This is a genomic window from Phytohabitans sp. LJ34 (assembly GCF_052068095.1).
In the GTDB taxonomy this organism is placed as follows: domain Bacteria; phylum Actinomycetota; class Actinomycetes; order Mycobacteriales; family Micromonosporaceae; genus Phytohabitans.
Window position 1 is genome coordinate 140,399 of sequence record NZ_JBQHDG010000002.1, and the last position, 25,655, is coordinate 166,053.

The following is a 25,655-nucleotide window of genomic DNA, read 5'->3' on the forward strand; positions in this document are numbered from 1 at the left end:
CGTTACTCCGAAAGCGATGCGTAGGGACGGTGGTCAAGCCCGGCGGGGCAGAGCAGGTCGTCGATGGTCTTCACTTGCCGGCCGGCGTTGCCGACCACGACGGCGCCCGGGGCGACGTCCTTGGTGACGACGGCGCCGGCGCCGACGAGGGCGCGCTCGCCGATGCGTACGCCGGGCAGGATCGTGACGTTGGCGCCGATGCGCGCGGCGCGTCCGATGTGGACACCCTTCATGCACGCGGACACGTCGGGGCAGCGCGGGAACGGCGCGTTGGTGAGCGTCACCCGCGGCCCCAGCCACGCGTCGTCCTCCAGCACGGAGAACTCCGGCACGAAGCAGTGCGAGTGCACGCGTACCCGGTGTCCGATCTGGACGGTGTGCTCCACGACGGACAGCGAGCCGACCGAGACGTCGTCGCCGATGGTGGTGTGTTCGCGAACCAGCACGTGGTGGCCGGTCTGGAACTTCGCGCCGGCGGTGACGCCCGCGTAGACGACGGTGTGGCTGCGCAGCGTGGCGCCGTCACCGAAGACCGTCTTCTCCGACGCGGGCCCGGACCGGCCGACGATGCAGAACTCCTCGACGGTGCTGCCCTCGCCGAGCACCACGCCATCCGCCACCACGGCGAGCGGGCTAACGGTCACCGGCCTCCACCTTCACCTGGGCGCCGCCGGCGCGCAGCGAGGCGTCGACCGCCTCGAGCACGGCCACGACGTCCACGCCGTTCCACCCGTCGGTGCGCGGGCGGGTGCCGGCGTCGGCGCACTCCAGGAAGTGGCGCAGCTCCACGCCGAGCGGCTCGGCCTTCTCCAGCTCGGGCACGGTCACGACGCCGTCGCGCAGGCGGTACTGCCAGGCGCCGTACTCGTCTTCGAACACCTTGTCGGCGCCCTTGTCGTAGACCCGCAGCTTGGCGTCGGCGTCCATGTCGTCGTACACGAGCATCTGCTTGCTGCCCACGACGGTGGTGCGGCGGGTCTTCGACGGGTCGAGCCAGCTCACGTGCATGTGCGCGAGCACGCCGCCCGGATAGCCGACGGTGACGAACGCCACGTCTTCGACGGTCTTGTTGAGGTAGCGGGCACCCTCGGCCGCGGCCCACTCGGGGCGCTGCCCGACCAGGAAGTTGGCGATCGACACGTCGTGCGGGCCGATCGACCAGAACGCGTTGATGTCGCTCTGGATCCGCCCGAGGTTGAGCCGCTGCGAGTGCAGGTAGAGCAGGTCGCCGAAGTCGTCGCCGTCGACGAGCTCCTTCATCTTCCGCACCGCCGGCACGTACTCGAAGGTGTGCCCGACCATCAGCACCCGCTCGCGCTGGTCGGCGAGCCGGGCCAGCGCGACCGCGTCCGCGCTGGAGAGCGCGAGCGGCTTTTCGACCAGGACGTGCTTGCCGGCCTCCAGCAGCCGCCGCGTCAGCGACACGTGCGTCGCCGCCGGGGTGGCGACCACGGCCATGCCCACCGCGGGGTCGTCGAGCACGGCGGACAGGTCGTCGGTGACGGTCACCTTCGGGTACAGCCCCGCCGCCTTCGCGCGCCGCTCGGGCGAGAGCTCGACCAGGTAGCGCCACCGGTCGCCGGCGTGGGTCTGAAGGTTGCGGGCGAGGTTGGGGGCCCAGTAGCCGAAGCCGACCAGTGCGACGGCATCACTCACGTTCTTCGGTCCTCTCGGATTCAACCGCTGATCCCGAAGACACTAGCGTGCCGCGCTTCCACCAGACCCAGGCCAGGCCCAGGATGGTGAAGAGCTGCGCCGGGAACAGCGGATCCTCCAGCGAGGGCGCCAGGCAGGCGACCAGGACCGCGAACGTCATCGCGGCCGCCGCCCACCAGGCGAACGGGTGCACCGCGGCCCCGCGCCGCCACACCGCACGCACCAGCGGCGCGATGAGCAGGAAGAGCCAGGCCAGGTACGCGAGCGCGCCGAGCGCGCCGGTCTCCACGAGCAGGTGCAGCCAGAAGGAGTCGACCTGCTTCTCGTTGGAACCGTAGAGGCGGAAGCCCTCCGGGCCGAAGCGCGAGTCCTGGTACCAGAGCGGGTCGTGCTCGTACGCCACGATGCCGCCGAACTGGCCCACGCCGTAGCCGAGCAGCGGCCGCTTGAGCCACAGCTCGACGCCCTGCTGGGCGTAGAGGACGCGCACCTCGCGCTCGGGGATCTTCTCCCGGTCGTCGCCGCAGTCGGTGCGGGTCTCGACGCAGGCGTCGTCGCCCTCGGCCCCACTGGGCAGGTCGAACGCGCTCGCCACGCCGGCCAGGCGGCGGGCCAGCTCGGCCCGGTTTTCCGGGCTGACCGCGAGCTGGGCGCCGGCGAAGCCGAGCACGATCACGACGGCGATCGAGGCGGCGGCCCACTTGGCGCGGCGCAGGAAGCAGATCACCGCGACACCCGCGACGAAGCCGAGCGTCGACTCGCGCGACTGGGTCGCCGACAGCGCGATCGCCAGCAGCACGAACGCGACCCACCACCGCCAGTGCGTCTTCGCGCGCGACGCCATGTACGCGAAGATGCCGAGCATCGTGAGCGCGAGCAGGTGGCCGAGGTGGTTGGGGTGGTCGAGCAGCGCGTGCGCCCGGTTGATCCGGGCCCACGTCATGTTGATCCAGCCCAGGTCCTGGTAGGTGGCCGGGCCGGCGAGCGTCTGCCAGATCGCGATCGCCGCGTTGACGCCGACGACCGCGCCCACGACGACGAGCACGGTGCGCACGTGCTTGCGACTGGGGTCGGCGGCCCGCCACCCGTAGAAGACGATCACGCCGCGCAGGTAGACCCAGCCGGCCTCGCCGATCAGCTTGACCGGCGAGTCGCCGAAGATGCCGGCGAGCACGAGCACCACGCCGAGCACGACGAGCGCGATGTCGGCCGGGGTAAGGAAGTCGCGCCACCGCCGGTCCACTGTGATCTTGACGAGCGTGACGGCGAGCAGCAGGAAGTACAGCCCGTTCTTCACCGACTTCGGCCAGTCGGGGCCGTCGGCGAGCAGGTTGCCCTCGGCGTCTTCCACAGGGGTGGAGAGCAGCACCTGGATCCAGGTCTCGAAGAGCACCCACACCAGCAGGGTGCCGAGCAGCACCACCAGGGCGAGACCGAGCCACCGGCTCAGGCGGCCCGTCAGGTCCGTGCGGGGCGCTGTGTCCTCCGCGAGCGATTCCGTCCGCGGTTGTGCAGAAAGCATCTGTGCCCCGTCATCCGTCCCGGTCCCTACCGCGCCGCGCGCCACTACACCCTCCGTCCCCAACGAGATGGTGAACCCCCGGCCACCTTAAGCCGTCCGCCAATGGAAGCGTCGCGCAGTATGCGGATCTGACCACGCAGCAGGAAAATGCCCATGATCAGGGCGAACGCGGCCGCCGCGATCCGCGTGCCGGGATTCAGCCATTGGTCGGCGATCGAGGCGGCGACGAGCGCGGCGGCCACCAGGCCGACCGCTAACCCCGCGGGGGCGAGCCACGACATGCGATGCAGTCGCCAGGCCGTGACGATCGGGCCACCCGCGGTCACCGCCGTGCCGCACAGGTAGCCGAGCCCGACGCCGGTCGCGCCGAGCGGCCCGCCCAGCGCGGCGACCACGGCCAGGCCGGTGACCAGGCCGGCCACGGCCGAGAGGACCGGCACGCGCACGTGGGCGCCGCTGGAGAGGGCGTTGACGGCCGGTACCGCCACCACGGCCAGGTAGGTGGCGGCGAGCATGAGCCGCAGCACCGGCGCGCCGTCCGCGTAGTCCGTTCCGCCGAAGACGGTCAGGATCTCGGGCGCGAGCAGCAGCGCGGCGGCGAAGAGCGGCGCCAGCACGACGAGCAGCGCGCGGGTGGAGATGTCGGCCTGGCGGCGCACGTCGTCCATGTCGCCGGCGCCGTGCGCGCGGGCCATCGACGGGAAGAGCACGATGCCGAGCGCGCGGGGCAGGAAGTACGTCGGCGCGATGAGCGTGACCGCCGCCGCGAAGTAGGCCACCTCGTGCGGCGCCGCGAAGTGGTTGGCCAGCAGCTGGGTGCCCTGGAGGAAGCCCTGCGAGCAGAGCGTGCCGATACACGCCAATGCCACGAAGACGGCGATCTCGCGGGTGGCGGCGTGCCGGGTTTTCGGCCCTTTCGTGAGTGGCCGCACGCGCCACCACGCGCCGATGGTGAAGAGCGTGTAACCGGCCGCCAGGGGCAGCAGATAGACGGACCAGCCGGCGGCCACCACCAGCACCGTCGCCGCCAGCGACACACCGGAGCAGGCCAGCTCCAGCCTCGTGTACGCGGGGACGAGCCCGAACCCGTACAACACCGACTTCTGCACGGAGTAGGCGGAGAACGCGCAGCAGAGCGCCGCGACCTGGACCGTGTCGACCCACCCCAGGTCGAGCACGGCGGCGGCGCCCACGGCCGCGCCGAGGCTGATCGGCACGGTGCCCGACCAGCCCACCCGCACCAGTAGGCGGTGTACGCCCCGGGCCGCGGCGTCGTCGCCCCGCCCGTGCTCGAAGGGGATGAACTTGGACGCCGCGCTCGCCACCCCGGCCGGCAGCAGCAGGCTGCCGATGGTGGTGACCGCGATGAGCGTGCCGACCAGGCCGAACGTCTCCTGGTCGGTGGCGCGGCTGACCATCGCACCGTGCAGGAGCCGGGTCAGGCCGAGGGCGACGAGCCCCGCCATGGACAGCAGCCCCGCGCGGACGATACCGGGGCGCGGCGGGGAGGTGGTCTCAACCACGCCTTGCGGCGAGGCGGTCGACGACCGCGAAGTAGTGCTTCTTCTGCTCGCTCCACCGCAGGCCGGCCATGACCTCGCTGGCCCGGGCCGCCTGCGCGAGCGCCTTGTCGGGGTCGCCGGCCAGCTCCCGCATCGCCTCGTGCAGCGTGTCGGGGTTGGCCGGGTCGACGTAGCGGACGGTGTCGTCCGGGAAGTAGCGCGAGATCACCGGGTTGCGGAACGTGATGACCGGGACGCCCAGCATCGCGTACTCCATCAGCTTCGTCGGGAGCACGCCGTCGGTCCACGGGTCGAGCTTGCTCGGCACGAGTCCGATGTGGACCTTCTCCAGCTCCTTGACGATCTCGGGCAGCGGGTAGAGCTTGGTGGGCAGGTCGACCGCGTCCGCGACGCCGAGCGCCGCGGCGCGGGCGCCGAGCTCCTCCAGGCCGTCGCCGCTCCCCCGCACCTGGAGCCGCGCGCCCGGGAAGTCGCCGCGCAGCCGGGCCAGCGCCTCGGTGGCCTCGACCAGGCCGTGGCGGGGCGCGACGAGGCCGTGGTAGCTGAACACGATCTCGCCGGCCGGATCCCAGCGCAGCGGCTCGGGGCGGGGCACGAAGAGGCGCTCGTCGGGGCAGTTCATCACCACGGAGACGGGGCGCTTGGTGCAGGCGCGGATCTCGTCCGCGTACGGCTCGTGGACGGTGAGCACCTCGCGCGCGAACCGGAACGACGCCTTCTCCGACGCGGTGATCGCGCCGAGCACCTTGCTCTTGCCGGCGAACTTCGACGCGAACAGCTTCGACGTCAGGTCGTGCACGTCGAGCAGCACCGGGGTGCCGAAGAGCCGGGGCACGACCGCGGCGAACACCAGCGCCTCGGGCATCGAGTGCGCCTGCACCAGGTCGAACGCGCGGGGGCGGGTGCTCAGCCAGCGGGCGGCGCGGGCGCCGAAGCCGCCGTACAGGGACAGGTAGGCCTTCGCCGAGCTGCCCCGGTACTTGCGGGTGGGCAGGTGCACGACGTTCACGCCGTCGACCACGTCGATCTCGGGGCGGCCGGGCGCGGCGAGCGCGACGACGGTCACCTCGTCACCGCGCGCGACGAGCGCCTCGGCCTGCCGGCGCACGCGGGGGTCCGATTCGTACTCGCTCACCACGATCATGCCGATCCGCAGCGGACGGCCCGGATCGCGCGTCGGTGGGGTGGCCTTCTCCGGCGCCGACAACGTCACGCGCCCGAGGATAGGTGCGGGGCGCTCACCTATCCTCGGGCGGGGGGCTCGGGCACCGATTATTAACCTTTCGTTTACCTGACGGCCACCTTGGTCACCGTCGGTGACGGTTCGAGTGCGGGTTTCCTCCGCGCCCGGAAGGCGACGGCCACCGCGACCGCCCCCGCGAGCACCACCGCGCCGGCCCAGCTCGCCGTCACGTGCATCGCGTCGACGAACGCCCGGTTGGCCGCCTCGACGAGGTCGGGACGCCCGAGTACCCCGGCGGCGTGGCGGGTCGCCTCGGCGGACGGGCTGGCGTCCTCCTGTACCCCAGGCGGAAGGCCGGCCAGCGCGGGGCCGACGCCGTCGCGATAGTTGGAGGTCAGGATCGTGCCCAGGACCGCGATGCCCAGCACGCTGCCGACCTGGCGGATGGTGCTGGTGACGGCGGAGCCGGCGCCCATGCGTTCCGGCGGGAGGGCGGCGACGACCGCGGCGGTGACCGGCGCGACGGCCGCGCCGATCCCGAGGCCGCTGAGCGCACCCGCGACGCACCACCAGAAGAGGGAGGTGTGCAGGCCGAACGCGAGGTTCGCGGCGAAGGCGGCCGTGACCGCGACGAGGCCGGCGCCGGCGACGGGGGCGACGCCGAGGCGCCGGGTGAGCCGCGCGCCGAGCGGGGCGCCCGCGATCACGCCGAGCGCGCCGGGCAGCGCGACGAGGCCGGCGTCCCACGCGGACATGCCGCGCGCGCCCTGGAGGTAGAAGGTGCCGAAGAACATCTGCCCGGTGACGCCGAAGAAGAGCGCGCCGAGGGCGAGGTTGCCGGCCGCGAAGCGCGCGTTGCGGAACAGCCGCGGGTCGAAGCTCGGCTGGGCCGCGCGCAGCTCCGCCACCACGAACGCGGCGAGCAGCGCGACGCCGGCCACGATCGGCAGCCACACCCGCGCGCGTCCCCAGTCGACGCTCTGGCCGCCCTCGATGAGCCCGTACGCGAGCCCGACCAGACCGGCGGTGGACAGGACGAGCCCGGCGGTGTCGACCTTCCGCCGGCTCGCGGCCCTGGGATTCGGGACCGTCCGGAGCACGCCGGCGAGGGCGAACGCGACCACCGGCACGTTCACGAGGAAGATCGAGCCCCACCAGAAGTGGTCGATGAGCAGGCCGCCGATGAGCGGTCCGCCGGCCACGCCGACGCCGCTGGAGGCGGACCAGGCGGCGATCGCGGCGGCCCGCCGCGCGGGCGGGAACGTGACGCCGATGATCGCCATCGACGACGGCATGATCATGGCGCCACCCGCGCCCATCAGCCCGCGGGCGACGATGAGCTGCGCCGGGTCGCCGGCCCAGGCCGCCCACACGGAGGCCACGCCGAATGCGACGAGGCCGAGGAGGAGGACGGTGCGGTGGCCGTACCGGTCGCCGAGCGCGCCGGCCACGAAGAGCCCGGTGGCGAAGATCAGCGAGTACGAGCCGACGGCCCACTGGAGCTCTCCCGGGCTGGCGCCGAGCCCGGTGGACGGGTCGGCGAGGCGCTCCAGAGCGGTGCTCAGGATCGTGGCGTCGAGCCAGATGAGCACGGCGGCGGTGACGAGGATCGCGAGGATCCGGGTATCCTTTGACAGGTTCCTGACGGTCACTCGTTGAGGGTGGCAGGTCGTCAGGGTCCTGTCAATCTTCAGAATGGCTGGTGTGAGCGACGATCCCGGCACCGAGTGGTGCCTCAGCTTCCTGGTCCGGCATGCGTGGCTGAGCATGCGCGGGGTGGTGGCCGAGGCGCTGGCCGAGCACGGGCTCTCGGTGGCGCAGTTCGGGTCGCTGATGCTGATCGAGGAAGAGCCCGGCCTGACCGTCGCGGAGCTGGCGCGCAAGGTCTCCAGCACCCGCCAGTCGGCCAACGAGATGCTCGCCGGCATGGAGCGCGCCGGCCTCGTCGAGCGCCGCCCGCATCCCACCGACCGACGCGCCCAGCAGGTGTTCATCACGCCGGCGGGCCGTTCCCGGCTGCTGGCCGCCACGCCCGACGTGATCACGGTCGAGGCGGACCTGGAGGCGGACTTCAGTGCCGCCGAACGGGCCGTCGTGCGGCGCTGGCTCACCACGATGGCGGCGGCCGGCACGCCCCACGGTGAGGAATTCTCCACCGCGTGACAGGCTGTCCGGCATGACCCTGCTCCTCGTGGACGCGCCAAGCCTGTACTTCCGGGCGTACTTCGGTATCCCCGAGTCGGCCGCCAAGGCTTCCGATGGCACGCCGGTCAACGCCGTGCGCGGGTTCATCGACTTCATCGCCACGCTGGTCCGCGGCCGCCACCCCGACCGCCTGGTGTGCGCGATGGACGCGGACTGGCGGCCCGCGTGGCGGGTGAAGCTGCTGCCGTCGTACAAGGCGCACCGCCTCGACGCCGGCGGCGCGCCCGGCGCCGAGATCGTGCCGGACACGCTCGTCCCCCAGATCCCGCTGATCCTCGAGGTGCTCGAGGCCGTGGGCATCCCGGCGGTCGAGGCGGCCGGCTACGAAGCCGACGACGTGCTGGGCACGCTCGCCACCACCCAGCCCGGTCCGGTCGAGGTGGCCTCCGGCGACCGCGACCTGTTCCAGCTGATCGACGACGCCAAGCCGGTGCGCCTGCTGTACTGCGGGCGCGGCGTGGCCAAGCTCGAGGACTGCGACGACGCGGCGGTGCGCGCGAAGTACGGCGTGCCGGCCGCGGCCTACGCCGACTTCGCCGCCCTGCGCGGCGACCCGAGCGACGGCCTGCCCGGCGTCCCCGGCGTCGGCGAGAAGACGGCCGCCCGGCTGGTCACCCGCTACGGCGACCTGGACGGGATCCTGGCCGCGCTCGACGACCCGAAGGCCGGCTTCGCGGCCGGGCTGCGGGGCAAGCTGGCCGCGGCGCGCGACTACCTCGCGGTGGCGCCGCAGGTGGTGCGGGTGGCGCGGGACATCCCGATCCCGGACTTCGACACCCGCCTGCCGACCGCGCCGGTGGACGGCGACCGGCTGCTGGCACTGGCCGAGAAGTGGAACCTGGCCGGCTCCTGCAAGCGCCTCGTGGACGCCCTCGCCCTCCCCCGCTGACGGACGGCGGCGCGTCCGGGGGTTGGGCTTGGCGCGCGGACCCGGCAGCGGAGGCCGGGGATCTCGGCTCGCTCCGCGAGCCGCCGGCCGCCGCGGTCTCCGGCGGGAGCGGCGGTCCGCCGCTGACGCGGACCCGGGAAATTCTCGGAAGAAAAGCTAGTGGCGGCGCGTCGACGAGGGGAAGTTGGTGCGGCGGGCGGCCAGGCCGTGTGGGGACGGGGGTGGCTCGGGGGCCGAGGCGTTGGCCCGGTCGGCCATCCGGGCGTCCAGGTAGGCTGCGCCGGCGCGGTCCTCCTCGTTGGGGGCGGCCAGCACGGCGTAGATGAGCGCGATCACCACGAGGATCACGGCGAGGATGATCGGCACCAGCAGGTTGGACGCGGTGGCGCCGGAGGGGTCGCCGGCGGTGGGGTGTTCGTGTGCGGACATGGAGGACATGCCGGTGAAGTGCATGCCGTTCACCGCGATGCCCATGACCAGGGCGGACGCGACGATGGCGAGCGCGCCCTTGACGTTCACGACCAGCCACAGCGCGACCGTCGCGGCGACCACGGCGATCGCGAACGACAGGGCCACGCGGGTCGTGTCGTAGTCGATGCGGGCGTCGACCCGCATGGCGGCCATGCCGGTGTAGTGCATGGCGCCGACGCCGACGCCGGCGAAGATGCCGCCGAGCACGATCTTCGGGATCGACGGGCGGCCCAGCGCGGCGATGAACAGGCCGATGCCGACCACCGCCACGGCGATCAGCGCGCTCGCGGCGGTCATCGCCACGTCGTACCGGATCTGCTGGCCGACCACCGAGAAGCCGAGCATGGCCATGAAGTGCATGCTCCAGATGGCGGTGCCGCCGATCGCCCAGGCGGCGAGCATCAGCCACCAGGCGCGCTGTGCCCGGGTCTTTCCCTCGCGCACGCGAACGGCACAGGTGAGCCCCAGCAGCGAGCCGAGCACCGAGATGCCATAGCTGAGTGTCGGCGTGATCCAGCCGTACTCGAAGTGATGAATCTCCACGATCGCCCGTCCCCCAGTGAAGAGCCTCCACCCCGGCCAGAACGGAGGCACATTCGCGTTAGCGATCTTTAAGAGACGATCGGCGTTCTACAACTGGACGGTCGGGTATACGTCAGAACGTATCCAAAAAACTACGAAACGGCGTTGTATGCGAGCACTCCGCGATTGACCGCGCCCATTGCCGAGCGGGCGATCTCGCGGAGCTTGGGGGTGGCGGAGGCGGCCTCGGCGACCTGGCCGAGCAGGTCGACCACCTGGCGGGCCCAGCGCACGAAGTCGCCGGCCGGCATCTCGCCGTCGAGGTTGTGGCCGCTGGCCAGCACCTTCGCGAGGTCTTCGCCGCGCGCCCAGCGGAAGATCGGCCACACGAAGCCGAGGTCGGGCTCGCGGGTCAGGTCGAGGCCCCGGGACGCCTCGTCGGCCTCCAGCTCGGCCCAGATCTTCACGGTCTCGTCGACGGCGTCGGACACCGGGCCGCGGGGCACCGAGGCGCGCTCGTCGCCTTCGCGGCGCGCCTCGTAGAGCACCACGGAGACGGCCGCCGCCAGCTCGGCCGCGGACAGGCCGTCCCACACGCCACGGCGCAGGCACTCGGCGACCAGCAGGTCGGCCTCGGTCCAGATGCGGGCGAGCATGCGGCCGGCGTCGGTGACCTCGCCCTGCGGCGTCAGGTAGCCCCGGTTGGTCAGCAGGGCACACACGTTGTCGAACGTACGTGCGAGCGAGCCGGTCCGCCCGGCCACCTTGTCGCGCAGCTGCTCGGTGTCGCGCCGCAGCCGGTGGCGCCGCTCGGCCCAGCGGGCGTGCTCCTCGCGTTCCGGGCAGGCGTGGCAGGGGTGCTGCCGCAGCTCCACGCGGAGCAGCGCCAGCTCGTGGTCCTCGCCGTTGCCGCCCTTGGACCGCGACCGCCGCCCGGCGTGCCGGTCGAGGCCCGTGGCGGTCACCTGCGCGGCCAGGTCGCGGCGCGCGGCCGGCGAACGGTGGTTGAAGTGCTTGGGCACCCGCACGCGGGCCAGCACCTCGGCCGGCGCGGTGAAATCGGCCGGGGTGACCCGCCCGGCCCACCGGTCCTGGGTGAGCACCAGCGGGCGGGGCTCGCCGAAGCCGCCCACGCCCGGGTCGAGCACGACCGCCAGGCCGGAGCGGCGGCCGGACGGCACGCGCACCACGTCGCCCACCCGCAGGCGCTCCAGCGAGCGCACCGCCTCGGCGCGGCGCTGGCTGCTGCCCTGCTTGGCCAGCGAGCGCTCGCGGTCGGCGATCGCCACCCGCAGCCCGAAGTACTCGTCGAAATCGCCGTGGTGGCAGCGCACCTCGTTGCCGTACGCCTCGATGGTCTCCTGGTTGCGCTGCACCTGCCGGGCCAGGCCGACCACCGAGCGGTCCGCCTGGAACTGGGCGAACGAGCTCTCCAGCAGCTCGCGCGCCGGCGCCGCGCCCACCGTGGCGACGAGGTTGGCGGCCATGTTGTACGACGGCCGGAAGCTGGACCGCAGCGGGTAGGTGCGGGTGGAGGCGAGCCCGGCGACGTGCCGCGGGTCGACCTCGGGCGCCCACACCACGACCGCGTGCCCCTCCACGTCGATGCCCCGGCGGCCGGCGCGGCCGGTGAGCTGGGTGTACTCCCCCGGCGTCAGGTCGACGTGCGCCTCGCCGTTGAACTTGACCAGCCGCTCCAGCACCACGCACCGGGCCGGCATGTTGATGCCCAGGGCGAGGGTCTCGGTGGCGAAGACGGCCTTGACCAGCCCGCGCACGAACAGCTCCTCGACCACCTCCTTGAACGCCGGCAGCAGGCCCGCGTGGTGGGCGGCCAGCCCGCGCTCCAGGCCGTCGAGCCACTCCCAGTAGCCGAGCACCTGGAGGTCGCCGCCGGGGATGGCGGCCATCCGCGCCTCGGCCACGCGGCGGATCTCGGCCCGCTCGTCGGGCGTGGTGAGCCGCAGCCCCGCGTGCAGGCACTGCTGCACGGCCGCGTCGCAGCCGGCGCGGCTGAAGATGAACAGGATCGCCGGCAGCAGCCCCTCGCGGTCGAGCCGCTCGACGATGTCGGCGCGCAGCGGACCCCGCCACCGCCGCCCGCCGCGGCCGCCGCGCCCGGGGGTGTAGCCGTCGGTCATCTCCAGCCGGCGCAGCTGCTCCCGCGAGTAGCGCAGCAGCTCGGGGTGCACGTCGTGCTTGCGGGCCGCGTCGGCGTCGTGGAACAGGTCGAACATCCGCCGCCCCACCAGCATGTGCTGCCACAGGGGCACCGGCCGGTGCTCGCTCACCACGACGGCCGTCTCACCCCGCACGGTGACCAGCCAGTCGGCGAACTCCTCCGCGTTGGAGACGGTCGCCGACAGGGACACGAGCGTCACCGAGGCGGGCAGGTGGATGATCACCTCCTCCCAGACCGCGCCGCGGAAGCGGTCGGCGAGGTAGTGCACCTCGTCCATCACCACGTACGCCAGTCCCTCCAAAGTGGACGACCCGGCGTAGAGCATGTTGCGCAGCACCTCGGTGGTCATCACCACCACGGGCGCGTCGCCGTTGATGGCGTTGTCGCCGGTCAGCAGCCCGACCCGCTCGGCGCCGTAGCGCTGCACCAGGTCGTGGTACTTCTGGTTGGACAGCGCCTTGATCGGCGTGGTGTAGAAGCACTTGCGCTTGAGGCCGGGGGTGGCGAGCGCCAGGTGCACGGCGAACTCGCCGACCACGGTCTTTCCCGCCCCGGTGGGGGCGCAGACGAGCACGCCGCTACCCCGCTCGAGCGCCTCGCACGCCTCCCGCTGGAAGTCGTCGAGATCGAACCCGAGGTCGAGGGCGAAGTCCTCGAGTGCTGGGAAACCTGCGGCCTCATCGGCCCGGCGGCGCGCCTGGGCGTACCGCTCGGCGGGGCTGCTCATGCCCTTAATTTATCTTGCCCGTACAGCCCGATACCCAACGCGCCACCAGCGGGTCGGCTTACGGGACCAACCGGGCGACTCGGTAGGGTCACGGACGTGCCGGACCAGACCGCCCTCCCCGACCCCAGACCCACCCGATCGCCGCTGGAGGCGGTGCTCTTCGACTTCCACGGCACGCTCGCACAGGTGGAAGACCCGATCGAATGGGTCATCGCGGCCGCCGGGGAGTGCGGCGTCACGCTCGACCGCGGCCGGGCCACCGTGCTGGCCGACCGGCTGGTCACCGCCGGGCGCGCGGGCGGGCCGGTGCCGCGCCGGGTGCCGCCGCACCTGGCCGAGCTGTTCGCCGACCGCGACCTGTACGAGCACGCCCACCGCGCCGCCTACATCGGGCTGGCGGAGACCGTGGGAGCGGGCGTGGAGGGGTTCGAGGAGGCCCTCTACGAGCGGCTGCTGCGCCCGGACGGCTGGGTGCTCTACGCGGACACCGCCGGCACGCTGATGGCGCTCAAGGAGGCGGGCGTGCCGGTCGCGGTGGTGAGCAACATCGGCTTCGACATCCGGCCGCTCTTCGCGGCCTGGGGCTTCGCCGGCCTGGTCGACGCCTACGTGCTGTCCTACGAGGTGGGCCGCACCAAGCCCGACCCGGCGATCTTCCTGCGGGCGTGCGGCGCGCTGGGCGTGGAGCCGGAGCGCGCGCTCATGGTCGGCGACACCCCCGCCGACGCCGGCGCCGTGCGGGCCGGCCTGGCCGCGCTGGTGCTCCCGGCGGCCGACCCCGGCAAGTCGAACGGCCTGGCCGCGGTGCTCAACCTCACCGCACCGTAATCCCATTTGCCCGGGTTCGCGTCACCTGCGGACCGCCGCTCCCGCCGGAGACCGCGCAGGTCGGCGGCTCGCGGGGCTCGCCGAGATCCCCGACCTCCGCTGCCACCTCCGCGCGGCAAGACCGACCGGTGACCGGAGGCGACGGTCTAGCCGGAAGGCTCACGGACCAATCGCCGCTGGGTGCACACCCGCGAGACGACCGAGGACTTCTCGGCCGTCCGCGAACTACGGCTGGCAGCCGCGGCAGCCCCGGGTCTGACGCCGGCGCGGCCCGCGGCGACAGCGGCCCCGGGGCGAACGAAGCAACGCGGCGTCGCCCTCGACCCGGCGAGATATCCAAGATCAAGGCCCCTTGAAGAGCGCGACCGTCTACCGGCCGCCGTGCCGCGGCTCTGGGGTCGCGGCGTAGCTCGCCGCAACACCGGCCCGACACGATGGAAAGGGCGACGGCGGACCACGCATTCGGTCGAACCTATGGACGGGGCGCGCGATGACCGGCCGTGCCTTTTCCGGCCACCTTAGCGAGACGTCCCGCTGATGAATCGCACGTCTCGGCGCGACGCCAATCCTCTTGTCGAACGGCGCGTGGATTGGTCGCGGCAGACGCGGTCTTGGATGCGCCCCAAATGTGCGGGCAAAGGAGCGTCGGCCTGCCGTGGACGATGGCGGCTGAAGCGGCGACCTCACCGGCGCGGGTTTGTCCAGCGCGGATATGGGTCTCTTTGGTGGCTCGCCGTGGTCGTGGCCGGCGTGGACCGGTCGGTCCGTCCGGACCGGTGCGGCGGCATCGGCGCCGTCCCCGCCGCGACCTGCGGTCTGCTGGCTGGTCGGCGGGCAGTGCTCGGGTGAGCCTGCCGACCGAGAAGCACAAGAGCTGCCGCGCTGGCGGTGCAGGCGCTCGCGCTGACGCTGGATCAGCCCCCAGGCGCGATGGCATTGATGCTCGCGGCGAAACTCCTCACCCGCGGGAGAATAGTTACGCGAAGCGGTCCGGTCACGCATTTTGGCGAGCTCAGCCGAGGCGAACAACTGAAGCTGCCGCATACACAAATTATCCCGCAGCCGCCGCGAACCCGCTGCCCCGAACGACGATTAATCGTACCGAATTGGCGTGGGTTACCTACGGGAATACAGGTGGTCCGGCTGAGAGCGACCTGCCCAATTGACGCGGCGGGTGGTGGGGCGGGTGTCCCAGCGGTAGTGGGTGCGGGCTTGGCGGATGAGGGCGCGGATCGTGACCAAGGTGGCGGCGAGGTGGAGGTAGCCGCGGAAGGGGGGACCGCGACCAACAGCGGACGGGTGAGGCCGCGGGAGCGGCGGTCCGGACCACCGCGGGCGTCGCGGTAGCTCAGATCGTGAATTTGATCTGTCAGCCGAGCAGGCGCACCGCTCCCGGGACCGCGGTGATCGTGACGGGGAGGGGGAAGGCGCGCTCGCCGTCCACGTAGGTGGTGATGCCCTCGGCCTCGATCTCGACGGTGCGGGCCCGGTAGGTGTGCACCTGGGGGTGCTCGACGTGGGTGCCCTTGTAGGTCTTGCCCTTGAGCCGCACCAGCGTGGCCCGGCTGACGTCGCCGAGCACCACGTCGAGCAGGCCGTCGGTGGGCACGGCCGAGGGCACGATGCGGATGCCGCCGCCGTAGCTGGCGCAGTTGCCGACCGCGAGCAGCACGGCGTTACGCACCTGCTCCTCGCCGTCGAGGCGCAGCGTGTAACGGCGGGCCTTGAGCCGCAGCAGCTCGACGAAGATGGCCAGGTCGTAGCGGCGGGGGCCGCGTGGCCAACGCATCCTGTTGGCCCGCTCGTTGACCACCGCGTCGAAGCCGGCGGCGAGCACCGCGCCGTACCACATCGGGGCGCGGCCGGGACCGGTCAGCCGCGCGAGGTCGATCGGGCGCGTACGGCCGGCCTTAACCGCGCCGGCGATCGCGGCGGCCGCGGCGATCGGCTCGGTGGGGACGCCGGTCTCGACGGCGAAGTCGTTGCCGGTGCCGGCGGGCACCGCGCCGAAGGGCAGATCGGTGCCGGCCACGGCCTGTAGCGCCAGGTGGACGGTGCCGTCGCCGCCCACGGCCACCAGCGCGGCGGCGCCGCCGGCGACCGCGTCGTGGCAGGCCGCCTGGGCCTCCTCCCGGGTACGGGCGTCGAGCAGCCGCACCGGCAGGTCGGCCTCGGCGAGCCGGTCGAGCACGGGTGGGAGCAGGTCGCGATGGCGCCCGCGTCCCGCTTCCGGGTTGACGAGCACTACGAGGTCGCCGGACATCAGGTGGTCTCGTCGTAGCGGCGCTCGATCGGCAGCGGCGCGGCCACGGGTGCCACGCTCTCGAGCGGCTCACCGGCCTCCACCGACTCCGCGTCGTACTCCAGCGGGGACGCCTCGTCGTCGTCGAGCCCGGCGTAGGTCTCCTGCCGGCGGCGCTTGCGCCGGTCGTTGATGAACGCCACACCGACGGCCGCGAAGTAGAGCACGCAGAGGCACAGCGCGAGCGCGGTCATGCCGAACGGGTCGGGCGTGGGCGTGGCGATCGCGGAGAACGCGAAGAACGCGAAGATCGCGATGCGCCACCAGCCGAGCAGGCGTTTCGCGCTGGCCAGCCCGACGAAGTTGAGCATCAAGATGATCAACGGGAACTCGAACGCCACCCCGAAGATCAAAATCAAGTTGGTGACGAACGAGAAATATCGGCCGACCTCGAGCGTGGTCTGGATGTTGTCCGGGCTGATGGTCAGCAGGAACTCGAGGCCGGTGTGCACCACGAAGAACGCCAGGAACCCGCCGGCGGCGAAGAGCGGCGCGGCGATCGCGGCGAACGCGTACGCGTACCGGCGCTCGTGCCGGTGCAGACCGGGCGCGATGAACGCCCAGAGCTGGTAGAGCCAGATCGGCCCGGCGATGATCAGGCCGAGCCAGAGCGACATCCGCAGCTGGAGCAGCAGGTAGTCGGCCGGTCCGAGCTGGAGCAGCAGGCACTTGCCGGTCTCCGGATCCTTCGCCGCCTCCAGCTGGCAGTACGGGTTGTCCATGACGTCCATCACGCGCTTCGAGATCGCGAAGCCGATGATGAAGCCGATGAGAAGGCCGAGCGACGCCCGGAACAACCGCGTGCGCAGCTCGCGCAGGTGCTCGATGAGGGTCATCGAGCCGTCAGCGGCACGCTCGAAGTTGCTCGGACCGCGCCGCAGGAGGGAGAACGCCACGGGGAGCGCCGCGGATCAGGAAACGTCGCGGGTGCGCTGCACCGGGTCCTGGACCGGCGCGGCCGGGCGCTGCTCCGTGGCCGGCGGCAGCGGCTGGCGACCGTTTTGAGCGTCCGCCTTTTCGGCGAGGTCGCGCTCGTCGTCGTCGGTCAGGTGCTTGGTCTCGGCCTTGATGATCCGCAACGAGCGGCCCAAGGACCGGGCCGCGTCGGGCAACCGCTTCGCGCCGAAGAGAAGGACCAGCACGACCACGAGTACGGCGATGTGCCACGGCTTGAGGGCGCCCATGGAAAGCTCCAACTGCTGATCGTCGTGAGGACTGTCGAGCCCTATCGTACGTGCGTCTGGCGGCGAACAGTCAACGGCCGCGTGATGGTTGTTTGACCTTGATAAGAGCGATCCGCTCCTGCGTGATCTCGGCCTTGAGCCGCAGCGTCTCCGCCTCCTGGGCCAGCGTCAACGCGGCCGCCTGCAACTTTTCCGCCTCGGCCTGCCGGCGCAGCAGGGCCATCGCCGCGCGCCGCAGCGGCCGCAGGCGCCCCACCAGCGATCCGGCGGCCAACACCAGCACCAGCAGCCCCACCAGCACCACAGCGATCACGACCCACAGGACCATGCCTACCCCGCTCCGCCGATCGGCGCTCGTCCGCCGTCGTGGGCAAGGCCCGTAGCCTCACGGCTCCCGCTCATGGGCGCTAACTGTACTGGTCGAGCGCGGCCGCCGCCTGCTGACGCACCCGCTCGACGAGGTCGGCGGGCGCGACCACCGTGGCGTCCGGGCCGAGCCCGAGCACGAAGCGCTGCGCCCAGGCCAGGTCGGCCACCCGCAGCGAGACGAGCCACTCCTCGCCGTCGGGCCGCACGTCCTCACACGGGTAGTACTCCGTGATCCACCGGCCGCCGCGCCCCACCCGGAGCGTGACCAGGGGCAGCTCGGGGCCGGGCTGGTAGACGCCGCCGCTCACGTCGTGGAGCCGCACCTCGCCGGGCAGGCGGGCCGGCTCGTCGAGCTCGGTGAGCGCGTCGATGCGGTCGGCCCGGAACATGCGCACCGCCTCGGCCCGCCGGCACCACGCCTCCAGGTAGGCGCGACCGGCGACCACCAGCACCCGGATCGGGTCGACCACGCGCTCGGTCAGCTCGTCGCGGGTCGCCGTGTAGTAGGTGATCCGCAGCGCCCGCCGCCGCTCCACCGCGCCGCGCAGCGTGTCGAGGCGGTCGGCGTTGCCGGGCAGGCGTACCTCCACCGGCGCGCTGGTCAGGTCGCCGGCGGCGCTCTCCAGCTTGGCGAGGGTGCGCTCGATGGCGTCGCGGTTGGCCATGCCGGGGGTCTCGGCCAGCATGCGCAGCGCCACCACCAGGGCGAGCGCCTCGTCGGGGGTGAGCCGGAGCGGCCGGTCGATGCCCGCGTCGTAGGTGATCGTGACCCGGTCGCCGTCGAACGCCATGTCGATCAGGTCGCCCGGCCCGTATCCGGGCAGGCCGCAGACCCACAGCAGCTCCAGGTCCTCGCGCAGCTGCTTGTCGCTCACGCCCAGCTCGGCGGCCGCCTCGGCGAGCTCGATGCCGGGGCGGGCGAGCAGGTAGGGCACGAGGTTGAGCAGTCGGCCGAGCCGGTCGGCGGACGCCCGGGACGGCGCGGTCATCCGGCCGCCACCGACGCCTCCTCGTGGCGGGTGGCGATCTCCTTGAGCCGCTGGATGACCGCCTCGCGCACCTCCGGCGGGTCGAGCACGCGCACGTCGGCGCCGTAGCCCACCACGGACGAGGCGAGCCCGTCGGGGTCGGCGAACGGCAGCACGAGCTTGTCGCCCTCGGGTGTCGCCTCCGCCTCGGCGGCCCACCGGCGCAGCCCGGCCGCCCGCCCGGGGCGCACCAGCACGGTCGCCCGCCCGTTGCGCTCGACCGGCCCGGACCAGCGGGCCACGTGGCTGATCAGGTCGACGCCGGCCGGCGGCTCGTAGGCCTCCGGCTTGCCGGTAAGCCGCACCTGCCCCACGATCCGGGAGAGCCGGAAGCAGCGGGTGGCCTCGCGGTCGAGGTCGTGCCCCACCACGTACCACCTGCCGCGCCAGCAGACCACGCCCCACGGCTGGAGCCGCCGGCTGGTCGGGCCGTCTCCCTCGGGCACCCGGTAGTCGAAGGCCACCGTGCGCCGCTCGCGGGCCGCGGTGGTGAGCGGCGCGAAGGCCGGGTCGACGGTGACCACCGGCTCGACGCCGAGCGTCGCCGAGGGGTCGATGTCGATGCCGGCCGCGCGCAGCTTGGCCAGGCCGGACGAGGCGGCGGCGGCGAGCCCCGCGTGGCGCCACAGCCGCGCGGCGATGCCCACGGCCGCGGCCTCGTCGGGCTCGAGCTGGATGTCGGGCAGCGCGTACTCCCGGGCGGCGATCCGGTAGCCGGGCTCGGCGTCGAACACGCTCGCCGTGCCCGTCTCCAGCGGCACGCCCAGCTCGCGCAGCTCCGCCTTGTCGCGTTCGAACTTACGTTGGAACGCCTCGTGGTCGCGCGGGTCGTCGGGGTTGTGCTCGTAGCCGGGAACCGTCGCGGCGATCTGCGCGGCGGTGAGGAACCGCCGCGTGGAGAGCAGGCAGATCACCAGGTTGACCAGGCGCTCCGTCCGTGACCTCGACACGACCAAGACTCTAGCCCCATTCGCACGCCCGTACGTCTCCCCCACGCCGCGTCGCCCGGCCGGTTCACTCATCCTGGGAGACAATCTGCACGTGTCGGACAGCCGCCCCGCTCCCCTGCCGCCGGACCTCAACGCGCGCCTCGGCGAGGGCGCCGGCGCCTCGGAGAGCGTCGGCACCGTGATCGTGGCCGGCCTCGCCAACCTCGCCATCGCCGCGGCGAAGCTGGTCGCCGGCCTCATTTCCGGGTCCGCGGCCATGATGTCGGAGGCGGCACACTCGCTCGCCGACACCACCACGGAGGTGCTGCTGTTCACCGCGCTGCGGCGCGGCGCCCACCCGGCCGACGAGCGGCACCCCTTCGGGTACGGCAAGGAAAGCTACGTCTGGGCCTTCATCGCGGCGCTGTTCACGTTCGTGGCGGGTGCCGGCTTCTCGGTCACGCACGGGGTGAACACGATCATCTCCGGCGAGCACAGCGGCGAGTACCTGGTGTCGTACGTGGTGCTGGCCATCTCGTTCGTCATCGAGTCGATCTCCCTCTCCCGGGCGGTGCGCCAGGTCCGCGCCTCGGCGCGCGGGTGGCGGGTCACCCCGGCCCGGTTCCTGCGGGTGACGCCCGACACCACGATCAAGGCGGTCTTCCTGGAGGACAGCGCCGCGCTCGTCGGCCTGCTGCTGGCCGGCACCGGCCTCGGCCTGGCCCAGGCGACCGGCGACGAGCTGTGGGACGGCCTCGCCTCCATCGCCATCGGCCTGCTCCTGCTCGTCGTGGCGGCCGCCCTGGCCCGCACCAACATCTCGCTGCTGGTCGGCCGCGCGGCCACCCCGCGCCTCCGCCGCATGATCACCGAGGAGATCTCCGCCATCCCCACCGTGGAACGCGTCGACACCCTCCTCACCATGCAGCTCGGCCCCGCCGAGGTGCTCGTCGCCGCCAAGGTCGACTTCGCCGACGACGCCACCGGCGCTGACATCGAGGCCGCCGCCGACGAGGCCGAGCGCCGCCTGCGCGCCCGCTACGGCGGCATCCGGTACGTCTTCCTCGACCCGACGCGGCGGCGTGGTTAGGTGTCCGGCATGGTTCGCTGGCGCTCGGGTGTGGTTTCGTCGGTCGGTCGTCGCTGGAAGGGCGTCGTCACGCTCGAGGTCGACGTGTCGGCCTCGGTTGTTCGGGCCCTCGCCTACCCCGCGCTGACCGGTGAGCCCGCGGTGGGCGACCGGGTCCTCCTGAACGTGGGCGCGCTGGACCTCGGCCTCGGCACCGGCGGTTACGCGCTCGTCGTCGCGCTGCCGGATCGGCTGCCTCCGGACTCGGGTGACCTCTCGCGTTCCACCGGCCACCTGGTGAAGGCCCGGTACACGCCGCTCCAGGCCATCGTGCTCGGCGTGGACGAGGAGGCCTCCCCGCACCGCGCCGTCATGGAGTCGGTCGACTCCGTCGACGGCATGCCGGTGGTGGTGGCCGACCTGCACTCGGCGCTTCCCGCCATCCTGGCCGGCGTGGGTTCCGACCTCTCGGTCGCGTACGTGATGACCGACGGCGGCGCGCTCCCGGCCTGGTTCTCCCGCACGCTCGACGGCCTACAGGGCCACCTGGCCGGCGTGGTCACGGTCGGCCAGTCGTTCGGCGGCGATCTGGAGGCCACCACCGTCCACAGCGGACTCCTGGCCGCGCGGCACGTCCTCCGCGCGGACGTCACCGTGGTCACCCAGGGCCCCGGCAACTTGGGAACCGGCACCGCGTGGGGCTTCAGCGGCGTCTCGGCCGGCGAGGCGGTCAACGCGGCCGCGGCCGTCGGCGGCCGCCCGGTGGCCTCGCTGCGCCTGTCCGACGCCGACCCCCGCCCCCGCCACCGCGGCGTCTCCCACCACAGCCTGACCGCGTACGCCCGGGTCGCGCTGACCCCGGCGGACGTGGTGGTCCCGTCGCCCCTGCCCTTCGACGTCGAAGACGCGCTGGCGGCCTTGTCGGCACGCCACCGGATCGTCCACGTGCCGGTGGACGGGCTGGAGGCGGCCCTGAAGGCATCGCCGGTGCCGCTGTCCACGATGGGCCGCGGCCTGGACGCCGACCCGTGGTACTTCCTGGCCGCCGCGGCCGCCGGCCGCCACGCCGCGGCCCTGCTCGCGTAGGTCAGCCGCCACCCATCGTGGGGCGGCCCTGGACGCCCACCTCCAGCTCACCCATGCGGTTGTCGAACTCGCTGCGCCACGCGTCCGTCTCCACCCGCACCGCCTCGTTGACCCGCCCGACGAACTCCCGCGCCCGGCCGATCAGCGCGCGCACCTCCTCCGCGGTGGGCTCCCGGTCGCCGATCGCCGCCATCTCCGCCGCCCACCCGACCCGGAAGTCGGTCAGGTCGGCCTGGATCAGCGTGGCGGTGGCGACGTACCGAAGCCAGGCCGACGAGTAGCCGAAGAACCGGTCGTAGGCGACGCTGCCGGCGGCGAGGGCGAGCAGCAGGTAGCCCCAGTTGCCGTACTCCGGATGCCGGGACGCGAGCGCGACCACGGGCACGGCGCCGCCGAGGGTGGCGAGGATGATCGCGAGCGCGCGGAGGCGGCGCGACCAGCGCGCCTTGTAGCGCTTCTCGGCCAGGTACCAGCCGACCGCCTCGTTGGCCACGCCCTCGGCCCAGGCACGGAGGGCGGCGAGGTCCGCGCGCAGTGCGCCGGGCGCCCAGGTGAGGGCCGGCAGGTCCGGCAGGTCGAGGTCGTCGGGCCGGCGCGTGGGCGCGGTCATCGCGTCCACCACTCCCATTTCGATTTTTCCTCCCACAGATACGCGTTGGAGGGTGGTCGCAGGTCCGGCCGCGCGATCGCGACCCGGTCCAGAAGGGCGTTGAACGACGGGGCGTCGTTGGACCCCGAGGGAGGTCTGGTGAGGGCCTCACCAAGGTGCCGGAACAGCACCGGCAGCCCGGCGGCGAGCGCGTCGGCGCGTTCGATCAGCCAAGCCGCGAGCGGGTTGTCGCGATTCACCGGTCCCAATCGATGGCGAAGCAGTTCGACCGGCGCCTCGTATGGCACGAAGAAGAGCGGCGGAAACCGGGCGAGCCCTCGTGCCAGCTCAGGCCGCCGGTTCGATCGCACGGAATACCTCGCCTGGCTGTCGGGACCAGCTGGGCGCCAGGTCATGTCCAGCCCCAACTGGATCACGGACGCACCGACCAGGCGCTCGAATCCGTGTCCGCCGTACCGCCTTGGACGAGGCCAATCGGACGAATCCCAGCCCTTGAAGGTGGCGAGGGACGCCGTCCCGCCCGCCCGCACGTCGGCGAGGCTGCGCCGACCGCCGTCCATCTCGATGACGGCCTCGCCCTCCCAGTCGCCGCCGGAGAGCAACGGGTCTTCGAGCACGCCGGCCAGCACGACGGGTTCGACCGGACGAAACTCGAGGAACCTGGTGCCCATGGTGGCTCGCGCCAGCCAGTCGAAGGCGCCGCCGAGATATGGCCGGGCCGCTCGGCGCACCGACAGCCACATGGCCGAGTGGATCGCGACGGAGAGGCCGGACGTCCGCTGCCGCGACATCGTGACGTCCGGCCGAAGGCCGTCCGCCAACGCGACGACGCCGACCGGGATCACCGCGCCGCTGTCGATCCAGCCCCGAACGAATTCGTCTGGCTCGGGAAGTGCGATGCCGTTGTGCGACCACCGCGGCTTCCCAAAGCCGGCGACTTCGAGGTGACGCAGAGGTTCGCTGTCCAGCGCGATCTCACCGCGCGAGGAAAGTCCGAGGAAAAGGGGGAGATGCGGGACCGCGCCGCGGATCGCGGCGATCAGACGGGCCGCCAGGCCCTCGCGGGCTGAAAAGTCGGCGACCGCGCGAAGTACGTCGATGTCCCGGACTTCTCGCCGCACGACCACCTGCCACCTACGCTCGCTTGTCCTGTCGATGCTGACGTGGTAGCCCGCGACAGCCTCGGCGAGGGCGTCGCGAAGGCGGTCGGGAAAAACCTGGCGCTCCTCCTCGGGCCAGCCGGTCAGCAGGTCGGTGTATTGGACCGTGCCCGGCGCCGCCACGACCCGAGCACCGACGGCGACGAGCTGGCCACGCAGCCTCGGGGTTGGCGACGCCGCGGTGAGGTCCAACGGCAACGCACCCAGTTCCAGATCACCAAGGAACGGGGATGACGTGGTCGCCTCGGCCCGTAGGCGCGGAGACGAGACGGGCTCGGGCAGCCAGGGCCGATCGGTGCGGGCGGCCGACTCCGCTCCCACCGGCTCACCGTTGTAGGTAACCGCGATGGGCGGACAGTGGATGTAGCCGCCGACCCGAGTCGCGAGCTCCGAGGTCGTGATGTCGACGTTGGTCGGATCGATCCGGACGGCTATGCGGGTGCCCGCCTCCTCCTGATAGCCGACCTCCCCGCCGCCTCGAACCGGCAAGGGTGTGGCAGGCATGTGCGGCTCGCGGAGAACAAAATACTCCTCGCGCCGGTCGAGGGAGAGTCGCAGTGGCTTGGCGAGCGTCCCGTCCGGCAGCAGCCTGCGGGTGGACAGCTCCACCCTGTCGCCGGCGAGGAAGCAGGACAGCACGCCGATCCCGAACCGACTGATGGCCACGAAGTCGTGCTCGCCACGACCGCGGCGCAGCAGGTCGGCGCGGAGCTCCGCGGTCCGGTAGTAGGACCGGCCGACGCGAAGGAAGTAGTCGCGGAGCCGGTCCTCGTCCATGCCGACGCCGTCGTCGTCCACCCTGACCCAGACGAACCCGTCGCGATCCTCCCAGCACGAGACAGCCACGCCCCGCGGGTGATCCTCCGGATATAGCACCGCACGGAGCCGCACCGCGTCGATGGCGTTCTGGAGCAGCTCGCGGACGAAGACGTAAGGGTCTTCGTACAGCCGCTCACCCGTGAACAGCTCCAAGACGGCCGAGCGGTCCAGCTCGAACCTGAATTCGCCGTATTTGTACCCATCGCTGATGATGTTGCGACGGTCCACCTCGCCCGGGAGTATCAGACCCCGCCAGCGCGGGTGGCATGTGTCGAGCACCGCCCGGGAGCGGCGGACCTCGTCGTCGACCACGTCGAGAAAACGCCGGATGTCGTGCTCGACGGCCGGACTCTCGGGGCCCGCCACAAAGTGCAGCGGATACCCGGCCTCGCGAGAGGCGGGAAACGTGAAGCCGTCCGTGGCGAGGTGTTTTCGCCATTCGGCGTCACTCGTCGCGGTGCGATGATCGGCCCGGGCGGCGAGCCCGAGGTGTTCGTAGATCGACCTCGGCGTGCGTGAGCCGTCGAAGTCGAGAATGTCCGCGAGCCGCAGGAGGATGGCGCACAGCCGCAGGTCGCAGGCGCCAAGGAAATGCGGATCGAATCCGTCCCCTTTGAGATCGGCCGCGGGCCCGTTGTGGCTCCGGCAGAGCATCCCAAGCGCGTCGCGAAGCGAGACGGCGCCCCATTTGAGGCGCTCCTTCTGGATGTGGTTCAGGTGCGCGTACACCCGGTCGGCGTGGCGGAAACGGCAGTAGTTTTCCAGCACCGACAACGGTGGCTCGCCGTCGTTGTGCCGTACCGCCAAGTACTCCTCGGGCCGGCCCGCGAGGTAGGCCTCGAACTCCGGCTGCTCCTTGGTCTGGCCCAGCTCTTCCGGCGTGTAGACCATGCCGATGTCGTGGTAGTAGGCGGCCAGGATGAGCATGGCCGCCTCAAGGCCGCTCAGGTCGGTGACGCGCTCCCCCAGCAGGTCGCCCATGATGCGCAGCACGTTCGCCGAGTGCAGCTCGTCGTGGAGGGTGTACGTGGGGAACGTGTCGCGGACGAGCCGCAGCTTGCCGGCGGCCTCCTCCGCGAGGTCTTTGACCAGGGGCGCGCGATCCCGCGCCTTCTCCCGGAGCACCGCCCAGATCGGGCCTTCTTCGATGTCCACACTCGACCTTCGTCCGACGGGTAACGCCGCACTGTAGCGAGTGGACGCAAGCTACGAGAAGACGATCAGGCCGATCCAGGCCGCCAGGAAGACGCCGAGGGCCACCGCGAGCACCCAGGTGGGCACCCGGTACTCGCCGCGGCGGTTGCGGGCGATCTCGTCGGCGATCTTTTGCCGGCGGCGCTGCACCAGGCCTGGCTTGCGCTGGTCGTCGGGGGAATCCACGGCACCAAGTC

22 protein-coding genes are annotated in these 25,655 nt (G+C 72.3%); 5 read left to right on the forward strand and 17 right to left on the reverse strand.

What is annotated here, in order from left to right; all coding sequences use genetic code 11:
* Positions 1-2 precede the first annotated feature (2 nt).
* The 6 genes from ACTMTJ_RS03690 to ACTMTJ_RS03715 all read right to left on the reverse strand — a co-directional run bounded on the left by ACTMTJ_RS03690 (position 3) and on the right by ACTMTJ_RS03715 (position 7,536).
* On the reverse strand, positions 3-644 hold the full coding sequence (locus ACTMTJ_RS03690) for an acyltransferase (protein ID WP_441214610.1): 642 nt from the start codon (positions 642-644) through the stop codon (positions 3-5).
* A complete protein-coding gene (locus tag ACTMTJ_RS03695; protein WP_441214611.1) occupies positions 634-1,656 on the reverse strand; it encodes a Gfo/Idh/MocA family protein in 1,023 nt (340 codons plus the stop codon). The genes ACTMTJ_RS03690 and ACTMTJ_RS03695 overlap by 11 nt, the downstream gene beginning before the upstream one ends.
* The gene (locus tag ACTMTJ_RS03700; RefSeq protein WP_441214612.1) at positions 1,649-3,178 is read right to left on the reverse strand and encodes an O-antigen ligase family protein; all 1,530 of its coding nucleotides are present in this window, start codon (positions 3,176-3,178) and stop codon (positions 1,649-1,651) included. The genes ACTMTJ_RS03695 and ACTMTJ_RS03700 overlap by 8 nt, the downstream gene beginning before the upstream one ends.
* Positions 3,179-3,222: 44 nt before the next feature.
* Positions 3,223-4,644 carry a lipopolysaccharide biosynthesis protein gene (locus tag ACTMTJ_RS03705; RefSeq protein WP_441214613.1) on the reverse strand — a complete coding sequence of 474 codons (1,422 nt, stop codon included), beginning with the start codon at positions 4,642-4,644 and terminating at the stop codon, positions 3,223-3,225.
* A 49-nt stretch (positions 4,645-4,693) separates the two neighbouring features.
* The gene (locus tag ACTMTJ_RS03710; RefSeq protein WP_441214614.1) at positions 4,694-5,914 is read right to left on the reverse strand and encodes a glycosyltransferase family 4 protein; all 1,221 of its coding nucleotides are present in this window, start codon (positions 5,912-5,914) and stop codon (positions 4,694-4,696) included.
* A 74-nt stretch (positions 5,915-5,988) separates the two neighbouring features.
* Positions 5,989-7,536 carry a DHA2 family efflux MFS transporter permease subunit gene (locus ACTMTJ_RS03715; protein WP_441214615.1) on the reverse strand — a complete coding sequence of 516 codons (1,548 nt, stop codon included), beginning with the start codon at positions 7,534-7,536 and terminating at the stop codon, positions 5,989-5,991.
* Between the two features lie 52 nt (positions 7,537-7,588).
* Between ACTMTJ_RS03715 and ACTMTJ_RS03720 the strand changes: the two genes are divergently transcribed.
* Both ACTMTJ_RS03720 and ACTMTJ_RS03725 read left to right on the forward strand, forming a co-directional pair.
* Complete coding sequence (locus ACTMTJ_RS03720) at positions 7,589-8,047, forward strand: MarR family winged helix-turn-helix transcriptional regulator (RefSeq protein WP_441214616.1); 459 nt, start codon at positions 7,589-7,591, stop codon at positions 8,045-8,047.
* A 13-nt stretch (positions 8,048-8,060) separates the two neighbouring features.
* Complete coding sequence (locus tag ACTMTJ_RS03725) at positions 8,061-8,978, forward strand: 5'-3' exonuclease (protein ID WP_441214617.1); 918 nt, start codon at positions 8,061-8,063, stop codon at positions 8,976-8,978.
* Positions 8,979-9,134: 156 nt separating this feature from the next.
* On the opposite strand, the gene ACTMTJ_RS03730 is transcribed toward ACTMTJ_RS03725, so the two are convergent.
* Positions 9,135-9,992, reverse strand: coding sequence for an MHYT domain-containing protein (locus ACTMTJ_RS03730; protein ID WP_441214618.1), 858 nt, complete (start codon positions 9,990-9,992; stop codon positions 9,135-9,137).
* 131 nt (positions 9,993-10,123) lie between these two features.
* Entirely contained in the window at positions 10,124-12,880 is a 2,757-nt protein-coding gene (locus tag ACTMTJ_RS03735) for a DEAD/DEAH box helicase (RefSeq protein ID WP_441214619.1), read from the reverse strand.
* Between the two features lie 144 nt (positions 12,881-13,024).
* Here ACTMTJ_RS03735 and ACTMTJ_RS03740 point away from each other — a divergent pair, with 144 nt between their 5' ends.
* Positions 13,025-13,708 (forward strand): HAD family hydrolase, encoded by a 684-nt coding sequence (locus tag ACTMTJ_RS03740; RefSeq protein WP_441214949.1) that lies wholly within the window; start codon positions 13,025-13,027, stop codon positions 13,706-13,708.
* Positions 13,709-15,077: 1,369 nt separating this feature from the next.
* Here the strand turns inward: ACTMTJ_RS03740 and ACTMTJ_RS03745 are convergent.
* The 6 genes from ACTMTJ_RS03745 to ACTMTJ_RS03770 all read right to left on the reverse strand — a co-directional run bounded on the left by ACTMTJ_RS03745 (position 15,078) and on the right by ACTMTJ_RS03770 (position 19,541).
* A complete protein-coding gene (locus ACTMTJ_RS03745) occupies positions 15,078-15,971 on the reverse strand; it encodes a diacylglycerol kinase family protein (protein ID WP_441214620.1) in 894 nt (297 codons plus the stop codon).
* Entirely contained in the window at positions 15,971-16,906 is a 936-nt protein-coding gene (tatC, locus tag ACTMTJ_RS03750; protein ID WP_441214621.1) for a twin-arginine translocase subunit TatC, read from the reverse strand. Before tatC ends, ACTMTJ_RS03745 begins: the two co-directional genes overlap by 1 nt.
* A gap of 15 nt (positions 16,907-16,921) precedes the next feature.
* Complete coding sequence (gene tatA / locus ACTMTJ_RS03755; RefSeq protein ID WP_441214622.1) at positions 16,922-17,194, reverse strand: Sec-independent protein translocase subunit TatA; 273 nt, start codon at positions 17,192-17,194, stop codon at positions 16,922-16,924.
* Positions 17,195-17,264: 70 nt separating this feature from the next.
* Positions 17,265-17,522, reverse strand: a complete 258-nt coding sequence (locus tag ACTMTJ_RS03760) for a hypothetical protein (RefSeq protein WP_441214623.1) — start codon at positions 17,520-17,522, stop codon at positions 17,265-17,267.
* 79 nt (positions 17,523-17,601) lie between these two features.
* Complete coding sequence (locus ACTMTJ_RS03765) at positions 17,602-18,552, reverse strand: helix-turn-helix transcriptional regulator (RefSeq protein WP_441214624.1); 951 nt, start codon at positions 18,550-18,552, stop codon at positions 17,602-17,604.
* A complete protein-coding gene (locus ACTMTJ_RS03770; RefSeq protein WP_441214625.1) occupies positions 18,549-19,541 on the reverse strand; it encodes a helix-turn-helix transcriptional regulator in 993 nt (330 codons plus the stop codon). Before ACTMTJ_RS03770 ends, ACTMTJ_RS03765 begins: the two co-directional genes overlap by 4 nt.
* A gap of 115 nt (positions 19,542-19,656) precedes the next feature.
* On the opposite strand from ACTMTJ_RS03770, the gene ACTMTJ_RS03775 reads away from it, so the two are divergent.
* Positions 19,657-20,610, forward strand: coding sequence for a cation diffusion facilitator family transporter (locus tag ACTMTJ_RS03775; protein WP_441214950.1), 954 nt, complete (start codon positions 19,657-19,659; stop codon positions 20,608-20,610).
* A 9-nt stretch (positions 20,611-20,619) separates the two neighbouring features.
* The gene (locus ACTMTJ_RS03780; RefSeq protein WP_441214626.1) at positions 20,620-21,675 is read left to right on the forward strand and encodes a DUF3866 family protein; all 1,056 of its coding nucleotides are present in this window, start codon (positions 20,620-20,622) and stop codon (positions 21,673-21,675) included.
* Between the two features lies 1 nt (position 21,676).
* Here the strand turns inward: ACTMTJ_RS03780 and ACTMTJ_RS03785 are convergent, their stop codons facing one another.
* From ACTMTJ_RS03785 to ACTMTJ_RS03795, 3 genes are read right to left on the reverse strand one after another with little or no spacing between them, the layout of a single operon-like run.
* A complete protein-coding gene (locus tag ACTMTJ_RS03785; RefSeq protein ID WP_441214627.1) occupies positions 21,677-22,285 on the reverse strand; it encodes an SLATT domain-containing protein in 609 nt (202 codons plus the stop codon).
* Positions 22,282-25,419 (reverse strand): HD domain-containing protein, encoded by a 3,138-nt coding sequence (locus ACTMTJ_RS03790; RefSeq protein WP_441214628.1) that lies wholly within the window; start codon positions 25,417-25,419, stop codon positions 22,282-22,284. The genes ACTMTJ_RS03785 and ACTMTJ_RS03790 overlap by 4 nt, the downstream gene beginning before the upstream one ends.
* A 51-nt stretch (positions 25,420-25,470) precedes the next feature.
* On the reverse strand, positions 25,471-25,644 hold the full coding sequence (locus tag ACTMTJ_RS03795) for a hypothetical protein (protein ID WP_441214629.1): 174 nt from the start codon (positions 25,642-25,644) through the stop codon (positions 25,471-25,473).
* Positions 25,645-25,655 lie beyond the last annotated feature (11 nt).